At 64.8% G+C, this 20,543-nt stretch carries 17 protein-coding genes; 6 read left to right on the top strand and 11 right to left on the bottom strand.

Going from position 1 to position 20,543, the window contains the following annotated elements; genetic code table 11:
* Positions 1-63: 63 nt before the first annotated feature.
* Entirely contained in the window at positions 64-990 is a 927-nt protein-coding gene (locus ACM9HJ_RS00430; RefSeq protein WP_416569688.1) for a Gfo/Idh/MocA family protein, read from the bottom strand.
* A 145-nt stretch (positions 991-1,135) separates the two neighbouring features.
* Here ACM9HJ_RS00430 and ACM9HJ_RS00425 point away from each other — a divergent pair, with 145 nt between their 5' ends.
* Positions 1,136-2,221, top strand: coding sequence for an aldose epimerase family protein (locus tag ACM9HJ_RS00425; RefSeq protein WP_416569687.1), 1,086 nt, complete (start codon positions 1,136-1,138; stop codon positions 2,219-2,221).
* Here the strand turns inward: ACM9HJ_RS00425 and ACM9HJ_RS00420 are convergent, their stop codons facing one another.
* Together ACM9HJ_RS00420 and ACM9HJ_RS00415 are read right to left on the bottom strand one after the other, a co-directional pair.
* Positions 2,222-3,016 carry a 2-keto-4-pentenoate hydratase gene (locus ACM9HJ_RS00420; protein WP_416569686.1) on the bottom strand — a complete coding sequence of 265 codons (795 nt, stop codon included), beginning with the start codon at positions 3,014-3,016 and terminating at the stop codon, positions 2,222-2,224.
* A 119-nt stretch (positions 3,017-3,135) separates the two neighbouring features.
* On the bottom strand, positions 3,136-4,239 hold the full coding sequence (locus tag ACM9HJ_RS00415) for a LacI family DNA-binding transcriptional regulator (protein ID WP_416569685.1): 1,104 nt from the start codon (positions 4,237-4,239) through the stop codon (positions 3,136-3,138).
* Between the two features lie 248 nt (positions 4,240-4,487).
* On the opposite strand from ACM9HJ_RS00415, the gene ACM9HJ_RS00410 reads away from it, so the two are divergent.
* Positions 4,488-5,855: a pectate lyase family protein gene (locus ACM9HJ_RS00410; RefSeq protein ID WP_416569684.1), complete on the top strand. Its 1,368-nt coding sequence runs from the start codon at positions 4,488-4,490 to the stop codon at positions 5,853-5,855.
* Positions 5,856-5,925: 70 nt separating this feature from the next.
* On the opposite strand, the gene ACM9HJ_RS00405 is transcribed toward ACM9HJ_RS00410, so the two are convergent.
* From ACM9HJ_RS00405 to ACM9HJ_RS00395, 3 genes are all read right to left on the bottom strand, one after another.
* Complete coding sequence (locus ACM9HJ_RS00405; RefSeq protein WP_416569683.1) at positions 5,926-6,453, bottom strand: PepSY domain-containing protein; 528 nt, start codon at positions 6,451-6,453, stop codon at positions 5,926-5,928.
* A gap of 96 nt (positions 6,454-6,549) precedes the next feature.
* Positions 6,550-7,179 carry a bifunctional 4-hydroxy-2-oxoglutarate aldolase/2-dehydro-3-deoxy-phosphogluconate aldolase gene (gene eda / locus ACM9HJ_RS00400; RefSeq protein WP_416570532.1) on the bottom strand — a complete coding sequence of 210 codons (630 nt, stop codon included), beginning with the start codon at positions 7,177-7,179 and terminating at the stop codon, positions 6,550-6,552.
* A 201-nt stretch (positions 7,180-7,380) separates the two neighbouring features.
* The gene (locus ACM9HJ_RS00395) at positions 7,381-10,272 is read right to left on the bottom strand and encodes a TonB-dependent receptor (protein ID WP_416569682.1); all 2,892 of its coding nucleotides are present in this window, start codon (positions 10,270-10,272) and stop codon (positions 7,381-7,383) included.
* 261 nt (positions 10,273-10,533) lie between these two features.
* Between ACM9HJ_RS00395 and ACM9HJ_RS00390 the strand changes: the two genes are divergently transcribed.
* Together ACM9HJ_RS00390 and ACM9HJ_RS00385 are read left to right on the top strand one after the other, a co-directional pair.
* Positions 10,534-11,553, top strand: a complete 1,020-nt coding sequence (locus ACM9HJ_RS00390) for a PfkB family carbohydrate kinase (RefSeq protein ID WP_416569681.1) — start codon at positions 10,534-10,536, stop codon at positions 11,551-11,553.
* 426 nt (positions 11,554-11,979) lie between these two features.
* Positions 11,980-12,993: an agmatine deiminase family protein gene (locus ACM9HJ_RS00385; protein ID WP_416569680.1), complete on the top strand. Its 1,014-nt coding sequence runs from the start codon at positions 11,980-11,982 to the stop codon at positions 12,991-12,993.
* Between the two features lie 275 nt (positions 12,994-13,268).
* Here ACM9HJ_RS00385 and ACM9HJ_RS00380 read toward each other — a convergent pair whose 3' ends face one another.
* From ACM9HJ_RS00380 to ACM9HJ_RS00370, 3 genes are read right to left on the bottom strand one after another with little or no spacing between them, the layout of a single operon-like run.
* Complete coding sequence (locus ACM9HJ_RS00380; protein WP_416569679.1) at positions 13,269-14,144, bottom strand: carbohydrate ABC transporter permease; 876 nt, start codon at positions 14,142-14,144, stop codon at positions 13,269-13,271.
* Positions 14,141-15,034 carry a carbohydrate ABC transporter permease gene (locus tag ACM9HJ_RS00375; protein ID WP_416569678.1) on the bottom strand — a complete coding sequence of 298 codons (894 nt, stop codon included), beginning with the start codon at positions 15,032-15,034 and terminating at the stop codon, positions 14,141-14,143. The genes ACM9HJ_RS00380 and ACM9HJ_RS00375 overlap by 4 nt, the downstream gene beginning before the upstream one ends.
* Before the next feature lie 12 nt (positions 15,035-15,046).
* Positions 15,047-16,189 (bottom strand): ABC transporter ATP-binding protein, encoded by a 1,143-nt coding sequence (locus tag ACM9HJ_RS00370; RefSeq protein ID WP_416569677.1) that lies wholly within the window; start codon positions 16,187-16,189, stop codon positions 15,047-15,049.
* 153 nt (positions 16,190-16,342) lie between these two features.
* On the opposite strand from ACM9HJ_RS00370, the gene ACM9HJ_RS00365 reads away from it, so the two are divergent.
* Together ACM9HJ_RS00365 and ACM9HJ_RS00360 are read left to right on the top strand one after the other, a co-directional pair.
* Positions 16,343-17,875, top strand: a complete 1,533-nt coding sequence (locus ACM9HJ_RS00365; RefSeq protein ID WP_416569676.1) for a UxaA family hydrolase — start codon at positions 16,343-16,345, stop codon at positions 17,873-17,875.
* Positions 17,875-19,326 (top strand): mannitol dehydrogenase family protein, encoded by a 1,452-nt coding sequence (locus ACM9HJ_RS00360; RefSeq protein ID WP_416569675.1) that lies wholly within the window; start codon positions 17,875-17,877, stop codon positions 19,324-19,326. The genes ACM9HJ_RS00365 and ACM9HJ_RS00360 overlap by 1 nt, the downstream gene beginning before the upstream one ends.
* Before the next feature lie 83 nt (positions 19,327-19,409).
* Here the strand turns inward: ACM9HJ_RS00360 and dksA are convergent, their stop codons facing one another.
* Both dksA and ACM9HJ_RS00350 read right to left on the bottom strand, forming a co-directional pair.
* A complete protein-coding gene (dksA, locus tag ACM9HJ_RS00355) occupies positions 19,410-19,838 on the bottom strand; it encodes an RNA polymerase-binding protein DksA (RefSeq protein WP_416569674.1) in 429 nt (142 codons plus the stop codon).
* Between the two features lie 173 nt (positions 19,839-20,011).
* Positions 20,012-20,431, bottom strand: a complete 420-nt coding sequence (locus ACM9HJ_RS00350; RefSeq protein ID WP_416569673.1) for a flagellar assembly protein FliX — start codon at positions 20,429-20,431, stop codon at positions 20,012-20,014.
* Between the last annotated feature and the right edge of the window lie 112 nt (positions 20,432-20,543).

Here is a 20,543-nt window from a genome sequence, read left to right as displayed (position 1 = left end):
GCGCATCCGCGCCGTTGGCTCACGCCGCATGGGCGGCGGGCCGGTAGTCGCCGGCCTCCGGCTTTACTCCACGAAATCCTCCACCCGCAACCACCGCCCCGTCAGATACGCATCGGCGACGATACGCAGGGGGGCCAGGTCGGCATCCACCTTCCGCTCCGCCACCAGCTTGGCGAACAGAGCGTAGAGGTTGGCATATTCCTGTTCCTTCTGCTCCAGCTGTGCCACGCCGTCGATGCTCATCACGGCACCGCCGCGCGACAGGGTCAGGGTGCCCTGGTCGGTTTCCACCACGATGTCCCAGGTCTGCGGCCCGGTCTGGCGCCAGTCGAACTCCGCCGTCACGGGCAGGCCCCGATGGTCATGCATCGAAAGAGTGGCGGCGATGGGTGCCTGGCGGTTGCCCGGCACTTCCAGCGTCGCGGCATGCACGATCAGGGCGTGCGGCAGGATATGGGTGACGATCGACAGGGCGTTGATGCCGGGGTCGAAGACGCCCAGCCCGCCCGGCTCCCAGATCCATTCCTGGCCGGGATGCCAGTGGCGCACATCCTCCTTCCAGGAAACATGCACACGGCGCAGCTTCTTGCCTTCCAGCCAGGCCTTCGCCGGCTCCACCGCCGGGGCGTAGCGAGAATGCCAGGTGGCCAGCAGCGCCACGCCCTTTTCCCGCGCCAGATCGATCAGGTCGTACACTTCCGACAGGGTCGCACCCGGCGGCTTTTCCAGCATCACATGCTTGCCGGCCTCCAGCGCCTGGCGGGCGAGCGCGTGGCGGACTTGCGGGGGGGTGCACAGGCTGATGGCATCCAGATCCCCCGCCCCTTCGAGCAACCCTTCCAGCGTGTAGAAATGCGCCACACCATCGACGCGGCCATGCCGGCTGGCCACGGCCACCAGTTCATAATCCGGGTTGGCGGCGATGACGGGCAGGTGCTGGTCACGGGCGATCTTGCCGACACCAACCAGACCGATCCGGATGCGGGACATGTTCGTTCCTTAATGCCTTGGGAAAGGGTGCGTCTGGATAGCGTATTTTATATGATAAATCCAGCAAAGAGCGGGCCGTCCGCTTGAATAGTCTTACTATTCAGCCTAAACATGGCCACCTGTTTTGCGCCTGAGGAAGCGATCCATGCCGACCATTGCCCCCGCTCCCACCGCCCCCGGTCGCGGCCTGTTCGGGACCATGCCGGACGGCACGTCGGTGGAATGGGTGGAACTGGTCAATGCCAAGGGGGCGGCGGCCCGGCTGATCGGGCTGGGCGCCAGCCTGCAATCGCTGTGGATGCCGGATCGCGACGGGGTACTGGCCGATATCGTGCTGGGCCATGATGATCTGGCGACATATCTGGCCAATCGTACCTTCCTGGGCGCCATTGTCGGCCGCTATGCCAACCGCATCGCCGGCGGGCGGTTCGACCTGGATGGCAAGACCTTCCTGACCGCGCGCAACGACGGGCCGAACTGCCTGCATGGCGGGATGAAGGGGCTGGACCTGATCCCCTGGACCCTGGTCAGCCACAGCGCCACCGAAGCCCTGTTCACCTGCCGCAGTGCGGATGGCGAGGAAGGGTTCCCCGGCACTCTGGACATCAATGCCCGCTACACGCTGGGGGATGACAACAGTCTGACCGTGACGCTGGAGGCGGCGACCGACGCGCCCACGGTGGTGAACCTGACCAACCACGCCTATTTCAATCTGGGCGGTGCGGTGGCGGGGGGTGACATCCTGGGCCATGAACTGACGATCGCCGCCGGCCGCTATACGCCCGTCGATGCCAATCTGATCCCGACGGGGGAGTTGCGCGCGGTGGCGGGCGGCGTGTTCGATTTCCGCACGCCGCATGTCATCGGCACCCGCATCCGCGATGGGGGTGAGGCGCAGCTGGTCCTGGCACGCGGCTATGACCATAATTTTGTGCTGAATGAAGGCGGTGGCGCGGAGCCGGCCTTTGCGGCGCGCCTGACCGATCCGGTCACGGGCCGGACACTGGACCTGCTGACCACCGAACCGGGAGTGCAGTTCTATACGGGCAATTTCCTGCCGGGCAACCTGCCGGGCAAGGGCGGGCGGCTGTATCGCCAGGGCGATGCGCTCTGCCTGGAACCGCAGAAATTCCCCGACAGCCCCAACCAGCCCGCCTTCCCCACCGCCCGGCTGGAGCCGGGGCAGCTCTACCGCCACGTCTCCATCTACCGGTTCGGGGTTACAGCCTGATCAACGCGCCTTCGCCTGCACCGTCACCACCTTGATCTCCCCACCGGGGGCGAAGGTGACGGTGGAGGATTGGCCCAGCGCGATGTCATGGATGCCGGTGACCGCCCCCGTGGTGATCAGGGTGCCGGCCGGCAGGGCGATGCCGCGCGCCCGGCAATGGGCCAGCAGGAAGGCCACGGCCTGCACGGGCGTGCCGGGGATGCTGGCGAAACTGCCGATGCCGACAACCTGTCCCTCGATCCGCGTTTCCACGGTCAGGCTTTCCGGGGCGGCATCCTGCCAGCCGGTCAGTTCCGGGCCGACAATCAGCCCGGCATTATTGCCGAAATCGCTGACCACCACGGTGGGGCCCAGCTTGTTGATGGTGGCCAGCGGGCTGCCCGCCAGTTCGATCCCGGCATGGATGGACCCGATCAGCGACTTGGCTTCCGCCTCGTCCGACGGACCAACCGCGGGCATGTCGGCGCCCAGCTTGACCACGAATTCCCCTTCCACGGCCGCGAAGCCACCGGGAATGACCGGCAGTTCCACCACCTGGCCGGTGCTGTAATCCCAGACATTGCCGTCGAACACCGGGCCGGCCAGCCGCATGGCGCCCAGCTTTTCCCGGAAAGCCGGCGGCACCATGCCGATCTTCCAGCCGCGCACAGGGGTTGGCCACAGCGACCGGGCCACGTCCTGGATGTCGTAGGAGGTGGTCAGATTGTTCGGGATGGTGCCGGGATAATCCGGCAACGACGTGGCGGCCAGGCGGGACGAAACGAAACGCTGGGCGATTTCCTGGGGTGCGGACACCGGAAGGCTCCTGGGCATTTGGAAAGGGGTTTGCGGGCGGCACCTTACGATGACACCGGTTTCCGTTCAATGTTGATGTTCCCTCGGGCGCCAGGCGCCGACCTGAAAAACTGACCCCGTCAGCCCGGCACCGGCCCGCTGCTCTCCCGCACCACCAGATGCGGTTGCACGATGGTTTCGCGCAGCTTGGCGTCCGGCTGGGCGATGCGCTGGATCAGCTTTTCCGCCGCCATGCGGCCCACGTCACGGGTGGGGGAGCGCACGGTGGACAGTGATGGGCAGGCACGCGGCGCCAGCGGGCTGTCATCGAAGCCGACCAGGGTCAATTGCTGCGGGATGGCGATGCCCATGCGATAGGCGACACGCAACACGCCGACCGCCATCTCGTCATTGCAGGCGAAGATGGCCGTGGGCGGGTTCTCCATGGTCAACAGCTTCTCGGCACATTCCTGCCCGGTCTCGAACGTGTAGGCGCCCTGCACGCACAGGTCGGGATCCAGTGCCAGCCCGTGCCGCGCCAGCCCATCGGCGAAGCCGCGGCGGCGTTCCTGGGCCGATTTATATTGCGGGGTGCCGGCGATGAAACCGATGCGGCGATGGCCCAGCTCGACCAGATGGTCGGCCACTTCCGCCGCACCCTTGTAATCCTCATACACGACCAGATGGGCGGCCACGTCCAGCGGCACGCAGGCCACGCGGATGAAGCGGCAGCCGATCTCCGTCAGCATGGCGGCCAGCGCCTCATCCTCCGACAGGGGTGGCAGCAGGATGACACCGTCCAGCTTCTGCCGCTCCACGAACTGCCGCATCTCCTTCATATAGGTCGGGCTGGTGCGCAGGCAGGGATGCACCACCAGTTCGAACCCGCTCTTGCGGCAGGCATCCAGAATGCCGGCCTGGACATTCACCACATACTGGCTGTTGGGATTGTCATAGATGATGCCCAGCAGGAACGAGCGCTGCGATGCCAAGCCGCGTGCCTGGGGGTCCGGTTCGTACCCGATATCATCGATCACCTTCATGATCTTCTGCCGCGTCTCGTCATTGACCAGCGGCGACTGGTTGATGACGCGCGACACCGTCTTCTTCGATACTTCCGCCAGGCGGGCCACGTCATTGATGGTGGGCCGGCGCTTCAGGTCCCAGACATACGTCTTGGGTGCCTCCGCCTTCTCCATCGCGGGGGCTTCGATCTCGGCTTCGGCGGTGCGGGCACGGGGCATGGAGGGCGCTGTCCCATCATCATGATGTTTATGGGCGTTCATTGTCCACCAGGGGGACAATCGATAGACTTACTGCACCGGGCGGCGCCGGGGCGCAACCCCAAAACGGCTCTGGTCCAAGGCCTCATGGCCAGTTTGGTCCCGCCATTTCATTTGCCGGAACCATCATTTAATGGTAACCGGTGTCAAAACAAGTGTAAAGACGGCACGTCACCAAGTGCCGCCCTGTTCGAAGGGGGGAATATCCGATGTCGATGCGCCATCATCTTCTGCCGGCCCTGACGGGCCTTCTCATCCTGGCGCCCGGTCCCGCCGGTGCCGTGGGCCGCGACGTGGCGCCGGCCGCGATCCCCGCCTTTCCGGGGGCGGAAGGGGCCGGCGCCCACGCCATGGGCGGCCGCGCCGGCCGCGTCTTCATCGTCTCCAGCCTGGAGGATGAAGGCCCCGGCACCCTGCGCGAGGCGGTGACGGCCAAGGGGCCGCGCACCGTGGTTTTCGCCGTGTCGGGCACGATCGGGCTGAAATCCAACCTGAATATCAAGAACGACTTCATCACCATCGCCGGCCAGACCGCCCCCGGCGGCGGCATCACGCTGCGTGATTATCCGCTGGTGGTGGCCGCCAATCATGTGGTCATCCGCCATGTCCGCGCCCGCCTGGGCAGTGCCTCGGGCCAGGAAGCGGACGCCGTCTCCATCTATGATGGCAAGCACATCATCCTGGACCATGTCTCGGCCAGCTGGTCCACCGATGAAAGCCTGTCCGTTTCGCAGAAATACAAGGACGGCCTGATCGGGTTGGACCAGGTCACCGTGCAATGGTCGGTGATCGCCGAAAGCCTGAACAAGTCGGTGCATGCCAAGGGCGACCACGGCTATGGATCGCTGGTGCGCGGGTCGTTCGGTGCCCGCTACAGCTTCCATCACAATCTCTGGGCCAGCCACACGGCCCGCATGCCGCGTCCCGGCAATTTCGAAGGCCAGAAGGACGACCCGACAGGGCCCTTCATCGACTTCCGCAACAATGTCTTCTTCAACTGGAAGGGCTCGGGCAAGCAGGGGGCGTCCGGCTACAACGCCGACGCCGATGCCGTCTCCGCCTATAATTTCGTGAACAATTACTATGTGTCCGGGCCGGATTCGAAGGGTGCCAAGGCCTTTGACGAGAAGAGCCCCGTGGCCAGGGCCTTCTTCGCCGGCAACTGGATGAACCATGCCGAACCGGCCGATCCCTGGTCGCTGGTGACGGGGGAACAGGCGGAAGGTTACCGCCAGACAGCCCCCATCCCCATGGCGCCGGTGAAGACGGAAGCGGCGGACGCGGCCTATCGCGCCGTGATGGCCAGGGCCGGGGCCGGCCCCGTGCGCGACGCGGTGGATGAGCGGGTGATCGCCGGCCTGGCCAAGGGTGAGGGCAAGATCATCGACAGCCAGGATGATGTGGGTGGCTGGCCCGTGCTGGCCTCCTCCCCCGCCCCGGTCGATGCCGACCGCGACGGCATGCCCGATGCCTGGGAGAAGGCCCATGGCCTGAACCCGGCCGATCCAGCCGACGGGGCCAGGGATGCCAATGGCGATGGCTATACGAACCTGGAAGAGTATCTGAACGGGTTGTGAGCTTGCCCAAATAAAAGCCCCCGACCCCGGAGGGAGGCCGGGATCGGGGGCGTTCGAGCCGATTTGAGCCTTAGCTCTTGTCGGCCAGCACCTGACCGCTGGCACCATCGACGCGGATGGTCTTGGTGGCGGTGCCGTTCAGGACCTGGATCTCATAGGTCAGGCGGTCATTGTCATGGCCGACATCGGCCTCGATGGCCTTGCCGCCGCCCTTGGCTTCGGCGATGCCGATCGCCTGGGCCAGGGTGGTGGAGGACGCGGTCAGTTCCGCCGGCTCCACACCCGCCCCCAGCTGCTGTGCCCAGGTGGCGAGGGTCTGCTTGTCGGCGGACGCGATCTTGCCGTTGGACGCGTCAACGTCCCAGCGGGTCACGGTCTCACCGGACACGATGTCGATCTGGTACAGGCCGACGCTGCCCTTGGTGTCGAAATCGACATCGACCGCCTTGCCCTTGCCCTGCTTTTCAGCCTGGGCGATGGCCTGGGTCAGGGAGATGTTGGCCTGACGGAAGGCCGCGATCTCATTGTCGGAATTGGCGGCCATGGCGGGGGTGGCGAGAACCAGGGCCAGGGCGGCGGTGCCAAGAAGCGTTTTCATGATGGGCTCCTCCAAGTTTGTTGGATGCCTTTGAAACACGCCCTGGCTGCCGCCGGTTCCAGGCTTACCCCCTCTGTGCCCGCCACCCCTACCCGTTCAGGCTGTAGCGAAAGCTGCCGCCGCACGCGCGTTTTCGCTGATGCCGGCCCAGTCGCCCGCTGCGATCAGCGCGTTGGTGGCAATCCAGGAACCGCCCACGCCCACGACATTCTTCAGCGCCAGGTAAGAAGCGACCTTGTCGCGCCCGATGCCACCCGTGGGGCAGAAACGCGCATGGGCCAGCGGGGCCCCCAGGGCCGCGATGGTCGCGGCACCGCCATATTGCTCGGCCGGGAACAGTTTCAGCACCTCGAACCCGTCATCCAGGCGCTCCAGCACCTCGCTGGGCGTGGCCACACCGGGGATCACCGGCACGCCGCAGGCCTTCAGCGGCGCCACCAGCGCGCGCGTGGTGGCCGGCGTGACGATGAAATCCGATCCGGCCGACATGGCCGCATCCAGATCGGAGGGCTTCAGGATGGTGCCGGCGCCCACGATCAGGCCGGGCACGGCGCGCTTCATGGCGGTGATGGCATCCAGCGCCGCCGGGGTGCGCAACGTCACCTCCACCACCGACAACCCGCCTTCCTTCAGGGCCTGGGCCAAGGGGGCCGCATCCTCGACCCGTTCGATGGTCAGGACGGGAATGACGGGCGAGCTTTTCAGCAGGATGATGAAGGAGGACATGTTCACGGGATCAGGCTCCATATCGACAGGAAAACGGCCCCTCCATGATCCGGAGGGGCCGTCGTGAGTTCGGAACAGGAGGTCAAGCACATACCGGAGGCAGGGGCACATTGCCACCGGTTTCCGCGCCGGCCGCCGCCTTGTTTTCGAGGGGTGGCCAGTGCTGGAAGCAGCCGCCCCGACCGGGGCGGCCACAAATCATCAGTACTTGTACTTGGCACCCAGGAAGAACTGGCGGCCGTAATGAACATACTCTTCCGAATTCTGGCGGCTGCTGGTGCCGACCCAGCGCTCGTCGAACTCGTCGGTCAGGTTGATCGCCTCGAACGTCACCGAGATCTGCTCGGAGAAGTTATAGCTGGCCGAGAAGTCCAGGTTGAAGGTCGAGGCCTTGCCGCGGATGTCGTTGGCATTGCCGGGAGCGATCTGCGTCAGGTATTCGTCACGGAAGGAACCGGAGACGCGGGCGCTGAAATCGTCGTTCTCGTAGTAGAGGGTGGCGTTGAACGACTTGGGCGACAGGCCGACCAGCGGCTCGGTCACCGTGCGGCCGGTCACGATGTAATCGATATCCGACGTCACATAGGTGAAGTTGACGATGCCGCCGAAATCATCGAACGGCGCCGGCAGGAAGGTGAACGGCTTCTGCAGGCTGATTTCGAAGCCCTTCAGCGGGCCACCGCTGGTATTGGCGGCGCGGGTGGTGGTGAAGATCGTATCGACCGTGTTGCCGTTACCCAGCAGCACGGTAGGCAGGCCCGTCTCGCTGAACGCGATCGTCTCGGAGATGTTCTGGATGTAGGTCTTGATGTCCTTGTAGAACAGGCCGACCGTCACCAGCGTTTCCTTCTCCGGATACCATTCGAAGGAGAGATCGAGCGTGTTCGCCTTGATCGGTTCCAGATAGGGATTGCCGATGGTGAGCGTACGGGCGGTGTTGTTGATCGAGCCACCGGGGGTGAGGTTCGGCAGGTCGGGACGCGACATCACCTTGGCGGCGCCGAAACGGACCAGGAAGTCGTCGACCGGCTCCAGCGACAGGTTCATGGCGGGCAGCGTGTTCTTGTAGTCACGCTTGATGGTCACCAGGTTGGTACCGACATAGCCGACGGAGGTCAGCTCCGTCTTCACCTGGCGGATACCGATATTGCCGCGGAAGGGCATGCCGCCCAGATCGGTGTTGAAATCGGCCTGGAAGAAGCCGCTCAGGCTCTCCTCACCGGCCGTCCGGTTCTGGCCCAGCTGGTTGGAAGCATCCAGGCGGAAGTCGCCATACTGGTTCTTGCAGTTGCAATAGATGCCCAGGATGTCGGCGACCTTGTCGATCGACGGGACGACCCAGGCCGTCGGCGTGCCGTTCGGGATGTCCAGATGGCGGCCGAAGCCCCTCACGATGTCGGAGATGCTGGCGATGGTGACGCCGGCCGGCAGGGGCACCGCCGCTTCCGTCAGGGTCGCGGTGGACCCGGCGGGGCGGAACGGATCGTCGGTGGCGTAGCGACGCTGTTCCTGCGTCTTGAAGTCATAATCCTTGTAAGCCAGACCCGCCTTCAGCTGCAGCCAGTCCTGCACGTCCCACTCGAACTCGCCGCGGAAGGTGCGGAAATCGTTCTCGGTCTTGTTGGGGCGCATGCGGATCAGCGACTGGTCGCCGACAATGCCACCGGTGCTGGACAGACGGGTCGACGGGCTGAAAACGTAATTGGCCGGGTTGGTGACGTCGAAGCCGTAATTGAAGGCGGGCAGGTTCTTGTCACCGGAATAATCGTAGCTGTAACCCTGGACGTTGAAGGCCTCCAGCGACAGCGTCGTCTGCTCCGGGTTGTTCTGCTTGGACGACGACCAGCCGGCAGTGCCCTTGAACCGGATCGTGTCGGTGAATTCCTGATCCAGATTGAAGGAATATTGCAGGAACTCGGTCTGCAGCCGGTCGCGGCGCTGTTCGGTGCGGATATCGACACCATTGAAGGTGCCGGCGATCAGGTTGCCCAGATCATCATACTTGGCCTGGGTGACGGTGGTGCCGCCCATGCCGCCCGCACCGGTGTTGCGGCTGAAGGAGATGGCTTCCAGATATTGTTCCTGGCGCGTGCCCTTCAGGTCGGCATAGAGGCCGTCCAGCGTGATGCGCGTCGTCTCGAACGGCTGGAACTGCAGGGCGGCGGTGGCGCCCAGTCGTTCCTGGTCGTAATCCAGGCGACCATAGCGCGGAATGCGCGGGTGCCAGGCCGATTGTTCGGGCAGGGCGCGGTTGCCCGGCGTGTTGGACGCCCCGCCGCCGCCGAACAGGAAGTTGGCCGTGGCGCTGCCATTGCCATTGGTGGGAATGGCGCCGATCGTATCGATGCCCCGTTCCCAACGGCCGGTGGAGGAACCTTCCTCCAGGCGGTTGGTCTCCGAATAGGCGACGGAGAACAAAGCACCGATCTTGCCGTCCGCGAACGTGTCGGAGACCAGCAGCGTGCCGCGCGGGTCCTTCGACTTGGACAGGTCGTTATAACCGATCTTGCCCGAGGCGGAGAAAACGAACTTGTTGTAATCGAAGGGGCGGGCGGTCTGCAGGTCGACCGTGGCGCCCAGCGAGCCCTCTTCCGTCTGGGCCGAGGTGGACTTGCGCACCGTCAGGCTGTTGAAGAGTTCGGAAGCGAAAATCTGGAAGTCGAAGCCGCGGCCACGGTTGGCACCGCCCGACCCGTCCTTGCCGCCCGTCGTGGCCAGGGCTTCCAGCCCGTTCAGCCGCACGCGGGTGAAGGTGGAGGACAGGCCGCGCACCGTGATGGAGCGGCCTTCGCCGCCATCGCGGTCGATGGAGACGCCGGGGATACGCTGCAGCGATTCGGCCAGGTTGGTGTCCGGGAACTTGCCGATATCCTCGGCATTGATGACATCGACGATGTCGTTCTCGTTGCGCTTCTTGTTGATGGCGCTGGCCAGCGAACCACGGAAACCGGTAACCACGATCTCCTCAAGAGCGGTGTCCTGAGCCTGGGCCTGGGCCTGTGCGGCGGCCGGGACAAGGCCCGCCAGCATGACCAGGGCGGACGCACCGGCAAGGCGGCGGCGGATGCAGGGCGTACCCGCGAACTTCTTCATTGCTTCCTTCCCCTTCGGTTTTATCGTTCTGGCCGCACTCTCCCGGCCCACTGCCGGGGGCAGGAGGATGAGGACGGGTCGAACGATTTAGGTCTTATGCCGATGCCGTGGGCCGGTTGGCGTTGACACCGGTGACAGCGACATTAATGTCCCGAACTGACACCGGTGGCAATACGTTTTTGCATTCGACTGTCCAAGTTCGTAACAAGATGTGGCACAAATCCCGCACTGGCGGGTTCGTGATGTGAAGGGAGTGGCGCGATGAGCGCTCGTATCGTGTGTTTCGGTGAATTGCTGATGCGGCTGACGGCACCGGGGCGGGAGCTTTTGCTGCAAAGCCCGCGGCTGGAGACCAGCTTCGGCGGGGCGGAAGCCAATGTCGCCGTGTCGCTGGCCCGATTCGGCTGGGATGCCTCCGTCGTCTCCACCCTGCCCGACCAGGGCATTGGCGAGGCCTGCCGTGGCGACCTGCGCCGGCATGGCATCGACACGCGCGGCATCCAGATGCGCCATGGCCGCATGGGCCTGTATTTCCTGACCGTGGGTGCCATGCAGCGCCCGTCGGAGATCATCTATGACCGCGCCGGCTCCGCCTTCGCCGTCACCGAAGCATCCGCCTATGACTGGCCCAGGCTGCTGGAGGGCGCGCAATGGCTGCATGTCGGCGGCATCACCCCGGCGGTCAGTGAAGAGGCCGAACATGCCGTCGTGGCGGCGGCCCAGGCCGCCAAGGCAGCGGGGGTAAAGGTCTCCTTCGACTGTAACTATCGCGCCAAGCTGTGGGCCGACCGGGGCGGCGATGCGCCGGGCGTGTTCGACAAGCTGGCGGCCTGCGCCGACCTGATGTTCGGCAATGAGCGGGATATCGCCCTGATCCTGGGCGCGGATTTCCATGCAATGCCCCTGTCGGAACGGTTCCTGGCGGCGGCGGAGCTGGCCTTCAAGGCCTGGCCGGGGTTGAACTGGCTGGCCTCGACCATTCGTACCCATCATGATGTGGACCATCAGGAACTGACGGGCCGCGTGGCCGCCCGCGACCACCGCGTCCATTATTCCCGCACCTACAAGCTGAACGGCATTGTCGACCGGATCGGCGGCGGCGACGCCTTCGCCGCCGGCCTGATCCATGGGCTGGACAAGGGCTGGGCGGCGGACGCCGCCATCAACTTCGCCGCCGCGGCAGCCGCGTTGAAGCATTCCGTGCCGGGCGATGCCAACCTGGTCAGCGTGGCCGACGTGATGAGCCTGGTGAACGAGGAAGGGCTGGATGTGAAGCGGTGAAATACTCCCTTCGGGGGGCGAAATGCCCCCCGAAGGAGCCATGCGCGGCGCGCAGTCTTGCCTCGGCGTTGCCCCCGGCTGGCGCAAAAGCCCTCGCGCAACTATATTACGTCCATCGAAAACAACGATGGAGAGACATCATGCGGTACTTTTTCCTGCTTCCCATGCTGCGGCTCGGCGCTTTTTCCCGATTTGCCGCTTCGGTTGAGCAGTCCCCGGCCAACCGCCGTTATTAAGGCGGAAAGGCCTGCTTCTTTAAGCAGTTCCCATTTTTCAGTCTGATACCGAAGTCACTGGCCGGCCCCCTTTTTTCAGGACCGGCATGGTTGTCAGGATACGGCCCCGGCGATTAATCTCGCCGGGGCTTTTTCATGTCCGGGCCATACCGCCAGAACCCAGGCCAGAACCCAGGAAGGATGACCATCCATGTCCACCCCCGCCGCCGAAGGTTTCTTCATGCCGGCCGAATGGGCACCGCATACAAGGTGCTGGATGGCCTGGCCCGTGCGGGCGGAGACCTTCCCCAACGGTCTGCCCGCCGCCCGCAACGCCTATGCCGAAGTGGCCAAGGCCATCGCGCAGTTCGAACCGGTGACCATGCTCTGCCCCGACGGGGAGATCGCGGATGTCTCCATCGCCTGTGGCCCCGGTGTCTCCGTCCTGCCCCTGCCCTGTTCCGACAGCTGGCTGCGTGACAACGCGCCCAGCTTCCTGGTCAATGGCAAGGGTGATGTGGCCGGCGTGCATTGGGGCTTCAACGCCTGGGGCCGGAATTATGAGGATTTCCAACCCGACACCCAGGTCGGCCGCCTGATCCTGGAAAACCAGGGACTGAAGCGCTTCGCCGCCCCGCTGGTCATGGAGGGCGGGTCCTTCCATGTCGATGGCGAGGGCACCTTGCTGACCACCGAGGAATGCCTGCTGAACCCCAACCGCAATCCGCATCTCTCACGCGCGCAGATCGAAGCGGAACTGGCAGCGCATCTGGGCGTGCGGCAGTTCATCTGGCTGGCCAAGGGCTATGAAGAGGACGAGACCGACGGCCATATCGACGAGATCGCGGCCTTCGTGAAGCCGGGCGTGGTGCTGACCATGGTGACGGACGATACGTCCGACCCGAATTACGAAGTGTTCCAGGACAATGTCGCCCGCCTACGCGCCGCCAAGGATGCGGCCGGGCGGGAGTTGGAAGTGGTGACCCTGCGCACGCCCGCCCGCCAGGAACAGAACGGCGTGCGCCTGACGCTCTCCTACACCAATTTCTACATGGCCAATGGCGGCATCGTCATGCCGCAGTTCGAGGACCCGATGGACGGGGAAGCGGTCAGCCTGTTCGGAAAACTGTTCCCCGACCGCACCATCATTCCCGTGCCGGCGCTCGACATCGTGCGTGGTGGCGGCGGCATCCACTGCATCACGCAGCAGCAGCCGGCGGGGTGAGGGGGGCTCATTGTGGCCCTCCCAACCGTCATTCCCGCGCGCGCGAGACCTCTGCGAAAGTCTGGGCTGGAGGGTTCCGACAATATCTACCGTCACCCCGGCGAAGGCCGGGGCCCAGGTCGTAGTGCAAGGTGCTTGTCACTTGGGCCCCGGCCTTCGCCGGGGGTGGCGGTAGTGAGAGTGGCAACGATGGTACCGAAGAGTTTCGCAGAGGTCTCACGCACGCGAGGATGACGGTAATTATTGCTGAAAATCAGCGACCTTAACCGCCCTCCCTACCCCTTCACCGACCCCGACGTGATCCCCTCGACGAAATATTTCTGCGCCAGGAAGAACACGATCAGCGAGGGCAGCAACGCGATGGTGGACATGGCCAGGACCTGGTTCCAGGCCGTGGCCTCCGTCACGTCGATGGCCATTTTCAGGGCCAACGCCACCGGATACTTGCCCACCGAGGACAGGTAGATCAGCGGATAGAGGAAGTCGTTCAGGCTCCACATGAACTGGAACAGGGCGACGGAGATGATGGCGGGCATGATCACCGGCACCACCACATGCCACAGCACCTGCACCGAATTGCAGCCATCGATGACCGCCGCCTCCTCCATGTCCGGCGGAATGCCGCGCAGGAACTGCACCACCATGAAGACGAAGAAACCGTCGGTGGCAAAGGCGCAGGGCACATAGAGCGGCAGATAGGTATCCAGCCAGCCGAATTCCCGGAACATCAGATATTGCGGGATCAACAGCACGCTCTTAGGCAGCAGGATGGTGGCCACCATCAGCGCGAACCATAGCTGCTTGCCCGGCATCTTGAACCGCGCGAAGCCGTAGGCGACCAGTACGGACGACACCACCGTCAGCACCACCTTGGGAATGATGAAGGCGAAGCTGTTCAGCAGATATGTCGCGAAACTATATTCCGTGCCGGTGCGCCAGCCCTTCACCACCCCGTCCAGGGTCGGCTCCTGCGGCCACAGCCCAATGGACCCGAAAATCTCGTGATTGGGCTTGAAGCTGGCTGCCCCCATCCAGAACAGCGGATAGAGCATGACCAGCCCCACCCCCAGCAGCACGCCATAGCGCACAAGGGCACTGGCCCTGGCCATCCAGGCGACGTCGTGGCGGGAGGTGGGCAGGCTGATACTCATTCCTCCCCCTCCCGCTCATTGCCGTAGAACACCCAGTATTTGGCGGACGCGAAGGCGATGATGGTGAACAGCGCGATGATGATGAACAGCACCCAGGAGAGGGCGGCGGCATAGCCCACGTTGAAGTACTTGAACGCCTCCTCATAGATCATCAGCGGCAGCAGATAGGTGGATTTCAACGGTCCGCCGCCGGTGATGATGTAGGGGCCGTTGAATTCCTGGAACGCCTGCACGATCTGCATGATGAAATTGAAAAAGATCACCGGCGTCAGCAGCGGCAGGGTGATGGTGAAGAAGATGCGGGCCTTGCCGGCCCCGTCGATGGTCGCCGCCTCATAGAGATCACCTGGGATGTTCTGCAATCCCGCCAGGAACACCACCATGGCCGACCCGAACTGCCACAGGCGCAGCAGCACGACGGTGAACAGCGCATAGGCCGGCTCCCCCAGCCAGTTCAGCGGCTCCCCGCCCGCCCAAACCAACACCTGGTTGATCAACCCGTCACCGGCGAACACATAGCGCCACAGCACGGCGATGGCCACCGACCCGCCCAGGATAGAGGGCACGTAATAGGCGGTGCGGAAGAACCCGATGCCGCGCAGCCGGAAATTCAGCACGAACGCGATGAACAGCGCGAAGGCCAGCTTCAGCGGTACGGTGATGAACACATAGAGGAAGGTGACGCCCAGTGAATTGTGGAAGGTCGCGTCGCCCGCCATCTGCGTGTAATTGCCCAAGCCCAGGAAGCGTGCATGTTCCACCGGGTCCTGCAGCTGATAGTCCGAAAAGGACAGCAGGAACGATGACAGGAAGGGGAACAGGGTGAAGGTCGCCAGCCCGATCAGGAAGGGCGCGATATAGAGATATCCCGAGAGGCGGTTCTCATGCATGCGCCCGCCCCCTCATGCCGCCACGGCCGCGACACGACCCGCGGGGCAGCCCACGGCGCGGCCATCGGCGTCGAACAGGTGGCACTGGCTGGGCCGCACGCCGACGCGCAAACCCATGCCGATGCGCAGCGGCACGTCGCCCGGCTGCTTCACCACCAGCACCCCGTCAAACAGCGACGGCATGCGCAGATGCGCCAGCGTCTCCCCGCCCAGCCGTTCGACCAGATCGATGATGGCGTCATATTCGACCGCCGTGTCGTCACGTGTTTCCGCCTCTTCCCCCACCCGGAAATGTTCCGGACGGATGCCGACCGTCACCTTGGCCCCGCGCTTCACATCGGCATTGTGGCGGGGCAGGCGCAGGCTGGTGCCGTTCAGGCGCACGGTGACGGCGTCACCATCCGCCGCCTCCACGATGCCGCCCATGAAATTCATCTGCGGCGACCCGATGAAGCCGGCCACGAACAGGTTGGCGGGGTTGCGGTACAGCTCGATCGGCGGGCCGATCTGTTCGATGCGACCGGCATTCAGCACCACGATCTTCGACGCCAGGGTCATCGCCTCCACCTGATCATGGGTCACATAGATCATGGTGGCGCCCAGCTTGGTATGCAGGCGCGCGATCTCCACCCGCATCTGGCCGCGCAAGGCCGCGTCCAGATTGGACAGGGGCTCATCGAACAGGAAAACCTCCGGCTCGCGCACGATGCAGCGGCCGATGGCCACCCGCTGCCGCTGCCCGCCCGAAAGCGCCCGGGGCTTGCGGTCCAGCAGATTGGTCAGTTTCAGGATCTCGGCGGCCTTGGCGACCTTGGCCTTGATCTCCGCCTTGGGCAGGCCGGCGATCTTCAGGCCGAAGCCCATATTTTCCGCCACGCTCATATGCGGGTACAGCGCATAGGACTGGAACACCATGGCGATGCCGCGCTTGGACGGGTGGGTCAGGGTGACGTCGCGGTCGCCGATCATGATCGACCCGCCGGTGGGCAATTCCAGGCCCGACACCAGCCGCAGCAGGGTGGACTTGCCGCAACCCGACGGGCCGACGAATACCGTCAACTCCCCCGGCGCGATTTCCAGGTCCACACCCTTGATCACATCGACGGCGCCGAAGCTTTTCGTCACGCCGCTGAGCTGCACCCGACCCTTGGCCAACCCCACCCCCTGCTTTTATGTGTGGTCTTGGATGCCACCTGATCTCTTGATTTTATCCGGTAACCGGTGTCAATTGCAATGAGCCAGACGTGTCGCGCGCCGGGGTTTCCTGACGTGCGCCCGCTGCCCCCGAATGCCAAGGATGACGCCAAGATGAGTTGCGCGCAACCTCCCGCACCGTCCCCGGACGAGTTGCCCCCGGCCCACATCGTCGATCCCGCCGATGATGTCGCCGTGGCCGTGAAGGCGCTGGACCAGGGTACGCGGATCGAGCTGGCGGGCCGGACCGTCACCCTGCTGTCCGACATTCCGCGCGGCCACAAGTTCGCCCTGCATGCCATCAAGGCGGGCGATGCCGTGCGCAAATATGGCTGGCCCATTGGTGTTGCCACCGCTGGCATTGATGCCGGCGCCCATGTCCACAGCCATAATCTGGCCACCGGCCTGTCAGGCACGCTGAGCTATGAATACGCGCCGTCGGGCACCGATGAAGCCTGGGCGGCGCAGCCGGCGGCCGAACGCACCTTCCTGGGTTACCGCCGCGCCAATGGCCGCGTGGGTACGCGCAACGAGATCTGGATCCTCTGCACCGTCGGCTGCGTCAGCCGCACGGCGGAACGCATCGCCACTCTGGCGTCGCAGCGTTTCGCCGGTAAGGTGGATGGGGTGCTGGCCCTGCCCCATCCGTTCGGCTGTTCGCAGCTGGGCGACGATCTGAACTATACCAAGTCGATCATCTCGGCCCTGGCGCAGCATCCCAATGCCGGCGGCGTGCTGCTGCTGGGCCTGGGGTGCGAGAGCAACCAGTTGGACAAGCTGCTGCGCGATGCGCCCGGCATCGACCGCTCCCGCCTGCGCGCCTTCACCGCCCAAGCCAGCAGTGACGAGATCGAGGACGGCATCAATGCCGTCGCCGAGCTGGTGGAGATCGCGGCCCAGGACAAGCGCGAGCCCCTGCCCGCCTCGGAACTGGTGATCGGCCTGAAATGCGGCGGGTCGGACGGGTTCAGCGGCCTGACCGCCAACCCGCTGGTGGGCCGCATGGCCGACCGGGTGACTGTGGCCGGCGGCAGTGCCGTGCTGACCGAGATCCCGGAGATCTTCGGGGCGGAGGAACTTCTGATGCGCCGTGCCGTTGACCAGACGGTGTTCGACGGCGTCGTCGATGTGGTCAACGGCTTCAAACAGTATTTCCTGGATCACAACCAGCCGGTCTATGAGAACCCGTCCCCCGGCAATATCGCGGGCGGCATCACGACGCTGGAGGAAAAGTCGCTGGGTGCCGTGCAGAAGGGCGGGCGCGCCCCCCTGTGCGACGTGATCGCCTATGGCCAGCTGCGCCGCAAGAAGGGCCTGACCCTGCTGGAGGCGCCGGGCAATGACGGCGTATCCTCCACGGCGCTGACGGCGGCGGGTGCCACGGTGATCCTGTTCACCACGGGCCGGGGCACGCCGCTGGGCTTTCCCGCCCCGACGCTGAAGATCGCGTCCAATTCTGTGCTCGCCCGGCAGAAGCCGAACTGGATCGATTTCGATGCGGGGCTCGCGCTGACCCATGCCGGTCTGGACGGGGCGGCGGATGCGCTGTGGTCCCTGATCCTGGACACCGCATCGGGCAAGGAAACACGCGCCGAAAAGAATGGTCAGCGCGAAATCGCCATCTGGAAGAATGGAGTGACCCTCTGATGCCGTCGCTTTCCACCGCCAATCTGGGCCTGCTCAGCGCCGATGTGGCCCGCCCCGCCTATGACCGCGATGCGGCCGGCATCGGCGTGGTGCATTTCGGCCCCGGCGCCTTCTTCCGCGCCCATCAAGCGTTCTTCTTCGACGAGGCGCTGGGCCAGGGCGGCAACTGGGCCATCTGTGCCGCCGCTTTGCGCAGCACCGATGTGCGCGATGCGCTGCGTCCTCAGGACAATCTCTATATCCTGGCGGAACTGGAGCGGGAGACGCGGTACCGGGTGATCGGCGCCATCAAGGAGACGCTGGCGGGACCGGCCGACCGCCCCGCCCTGCTGGCCCGTCTGGCCAACCCCGACACGGTCATCGTCACCATGACGGTGACGGAGAAGGGCTACTGCCTGAAGGGCGATGGCAGCCTGGATTTCGACCATGCCGACATCGCCCATGACGTGGCCGAACCGCTGAACCCGGTCAGCCTGATCGGCCATCTGGTCGAAGGTCTGCGCCGCCGCCATGCGGCCGGGACAGCCCCCTTCACGGTCATCTCCTGCGACAATCTGGTGGATAACGGCCACAAGCTGGGCCGCGCCGTGGCCGATCTGGCGGAAAAGCAGGATGGGGCCCTGGCCGCCTGGATTCGCGAAAAGGTCGCCTTCCCCCGCACCATGGTCGACAGCATCACGCCCGCCACCGACGACGCGCTGCGCACCCGCGTGACGCATGATACCGGGGTTCAGGACGCTTGGCCGATCCAGCGTGAACGGTTCACGCAATGGGTGATCGAGGACAAGTTCAGCAATATCCGTCCCGACTTCGCGTCCATCGGCGTGACCCTGACCAAGGATGTCAGCGCCTATGACCGCGCCAAGCTGCGCCTGCTGAACGGCCCGCACTCCACGCTGGCCTATCTGGGCAGTCTGGCGGGCTATGAGTCGGTGGCCGAGGCCATGGGCGATGCCGACCTTGCCGGCTTCGCCCGCCGCCTGATGCTGGACGATATAAGCCCGACCCTGAACCCGGATGCCGGCATCGATTATCCCGCCTATATCGACGCCATCCTGGCCCGTTTCGCCAATCCCGGCATCCGGCATCTCCTGTCGCAGATCGCCTGGGACGGGTCGGCCAAGCTGCCCTTCCGCCTGTTCGGCACCATCGCCGAACGGCTGGCGGCGGGTGCGCCGGTGGACAATCTGGCCCTGCCCGTGGCCGCCTGGATGCATTTCGTTCGCAGGAAGGCCGCCGACGGCACCAAGCTGACCGACCCGCTGGCCGAGAGCCTGCTGACCATCGGGCGTGCGGTCACGGGCGATGCGCATCGCGACGTGTCCTGCTTCTTCACCCTGGAACAGGTGTTCCCGCCGGCCCTGCGCGACAATCCCGCCTTCCGCACGGCGCTGGAGCGGGCCTATGCGCTGCTGGAAGGTGGGGTGAAGGCGGCGTTGAAGGGGATTTGACGGCGGCCCGATTGTGGCCAGCACATGGAAAAGGCCGGCGGATCACCCCGCCGGCCTTTCCTGTTCTTGGAACCGTCCCCGCCTCAATCGTCGCGGTGGGTGCGTTCCATGCGTTCGTGGCGTTCCTGGGCCTCCAGGCTGAGCGTCGCGATGGGGCGGGCTTCCAGGCGACGGACACCGATCGGCTCCCCCGTCTCCTCGCAATAGCCGTACTCGCCCTCATGGATGCGCTGCAGGGCGGCGTCGATCTTGGAGATCAACTTGCGTTCCCGGTCGCGGGTACGCAGTTCCAGCGCCCGGTCCGTCTCCAGCGTGGCGCGGTCGGAGATGTCGGGTTCCTGCGCCCCGCCATCCTCATGCAGGGTGTTCAGCGTCTCGCTGCTTTCGCGCAGCAGTTCCGCCCGCCATTGCAGCAGCTTGTGCCGGAAGAAGGCCCGCATCAGCGGGTTCATATATTCCTCGTCATCCGACGGGCGGTAATCGGGGGGAAGCAGAGGCAACGATGACGACATCTGTCTGGTCCGATCCTGGGCCTGGAAACGGCGCGGAGTATAGGGAGACAGAGCCCGCCCCGCAACAGCCGAGCAACATCGGCGCAAAACTTCTAATGTGCTGAATTGAAACAATTTCCTGGGGAGGTGAAGGCAACTCGCCTTCAGTCGTATGCAGTCCGTCGCAGGCCGTGTCAGCCCTGCGGCGTCAGCTTGGCGATCTCCACCTGCGCGCGCAGGTCGATCTCGTCCAGGATCTCCTGCAGGCGGGGATCGTCGATGCTGTCGCGGCGGTTCTGCAGAACCCGCGTCAGCTCATGCAGCTTTTCCAGCGGAATGGACCCGGTCAGCAGGCCCAGCCGCAGCTCATCCAACCGGTCTAGGATATCCTCACCACGTGCACGGGCGCGGCGCTTCTTGCCGGATGTGGGATCATCCACCTCCTGCAAGGCGAACAGCGGATTGATGCCGGCCGCCGTCTGCGGGCCCGAGGACCGGGAGACGCCCTCATCCTCGTCCCCGCCCTGGATATGGCGTGAGAATTCGCCGCCGCCGCTGCGCGTGGCTTTCTTCACCTGACCGGGACGGGCGGAGGAAGGACCCTCGATCTTCATGGCGCGGATGGCTGCTTTCGCTATTGGGGGCGGCTCCGACACCACATATATAGGCCGGCCGCACGGATTAAACTACAGGTATCACCCGTAAGAGCCGATCCGGTAGGGCATT

This window comes from Niveispirillum sp. KHB5.9 (assembly GCF_048066115.1).
Lineage (GTDB): Bacteria > Pseudomonadota > Alphaproteobacteria > Azospirillales > Azospirillaceae > Niveispirillum.
This window is presented reverse-complemented; position numbering and strand designations above follow the sequence as displayed.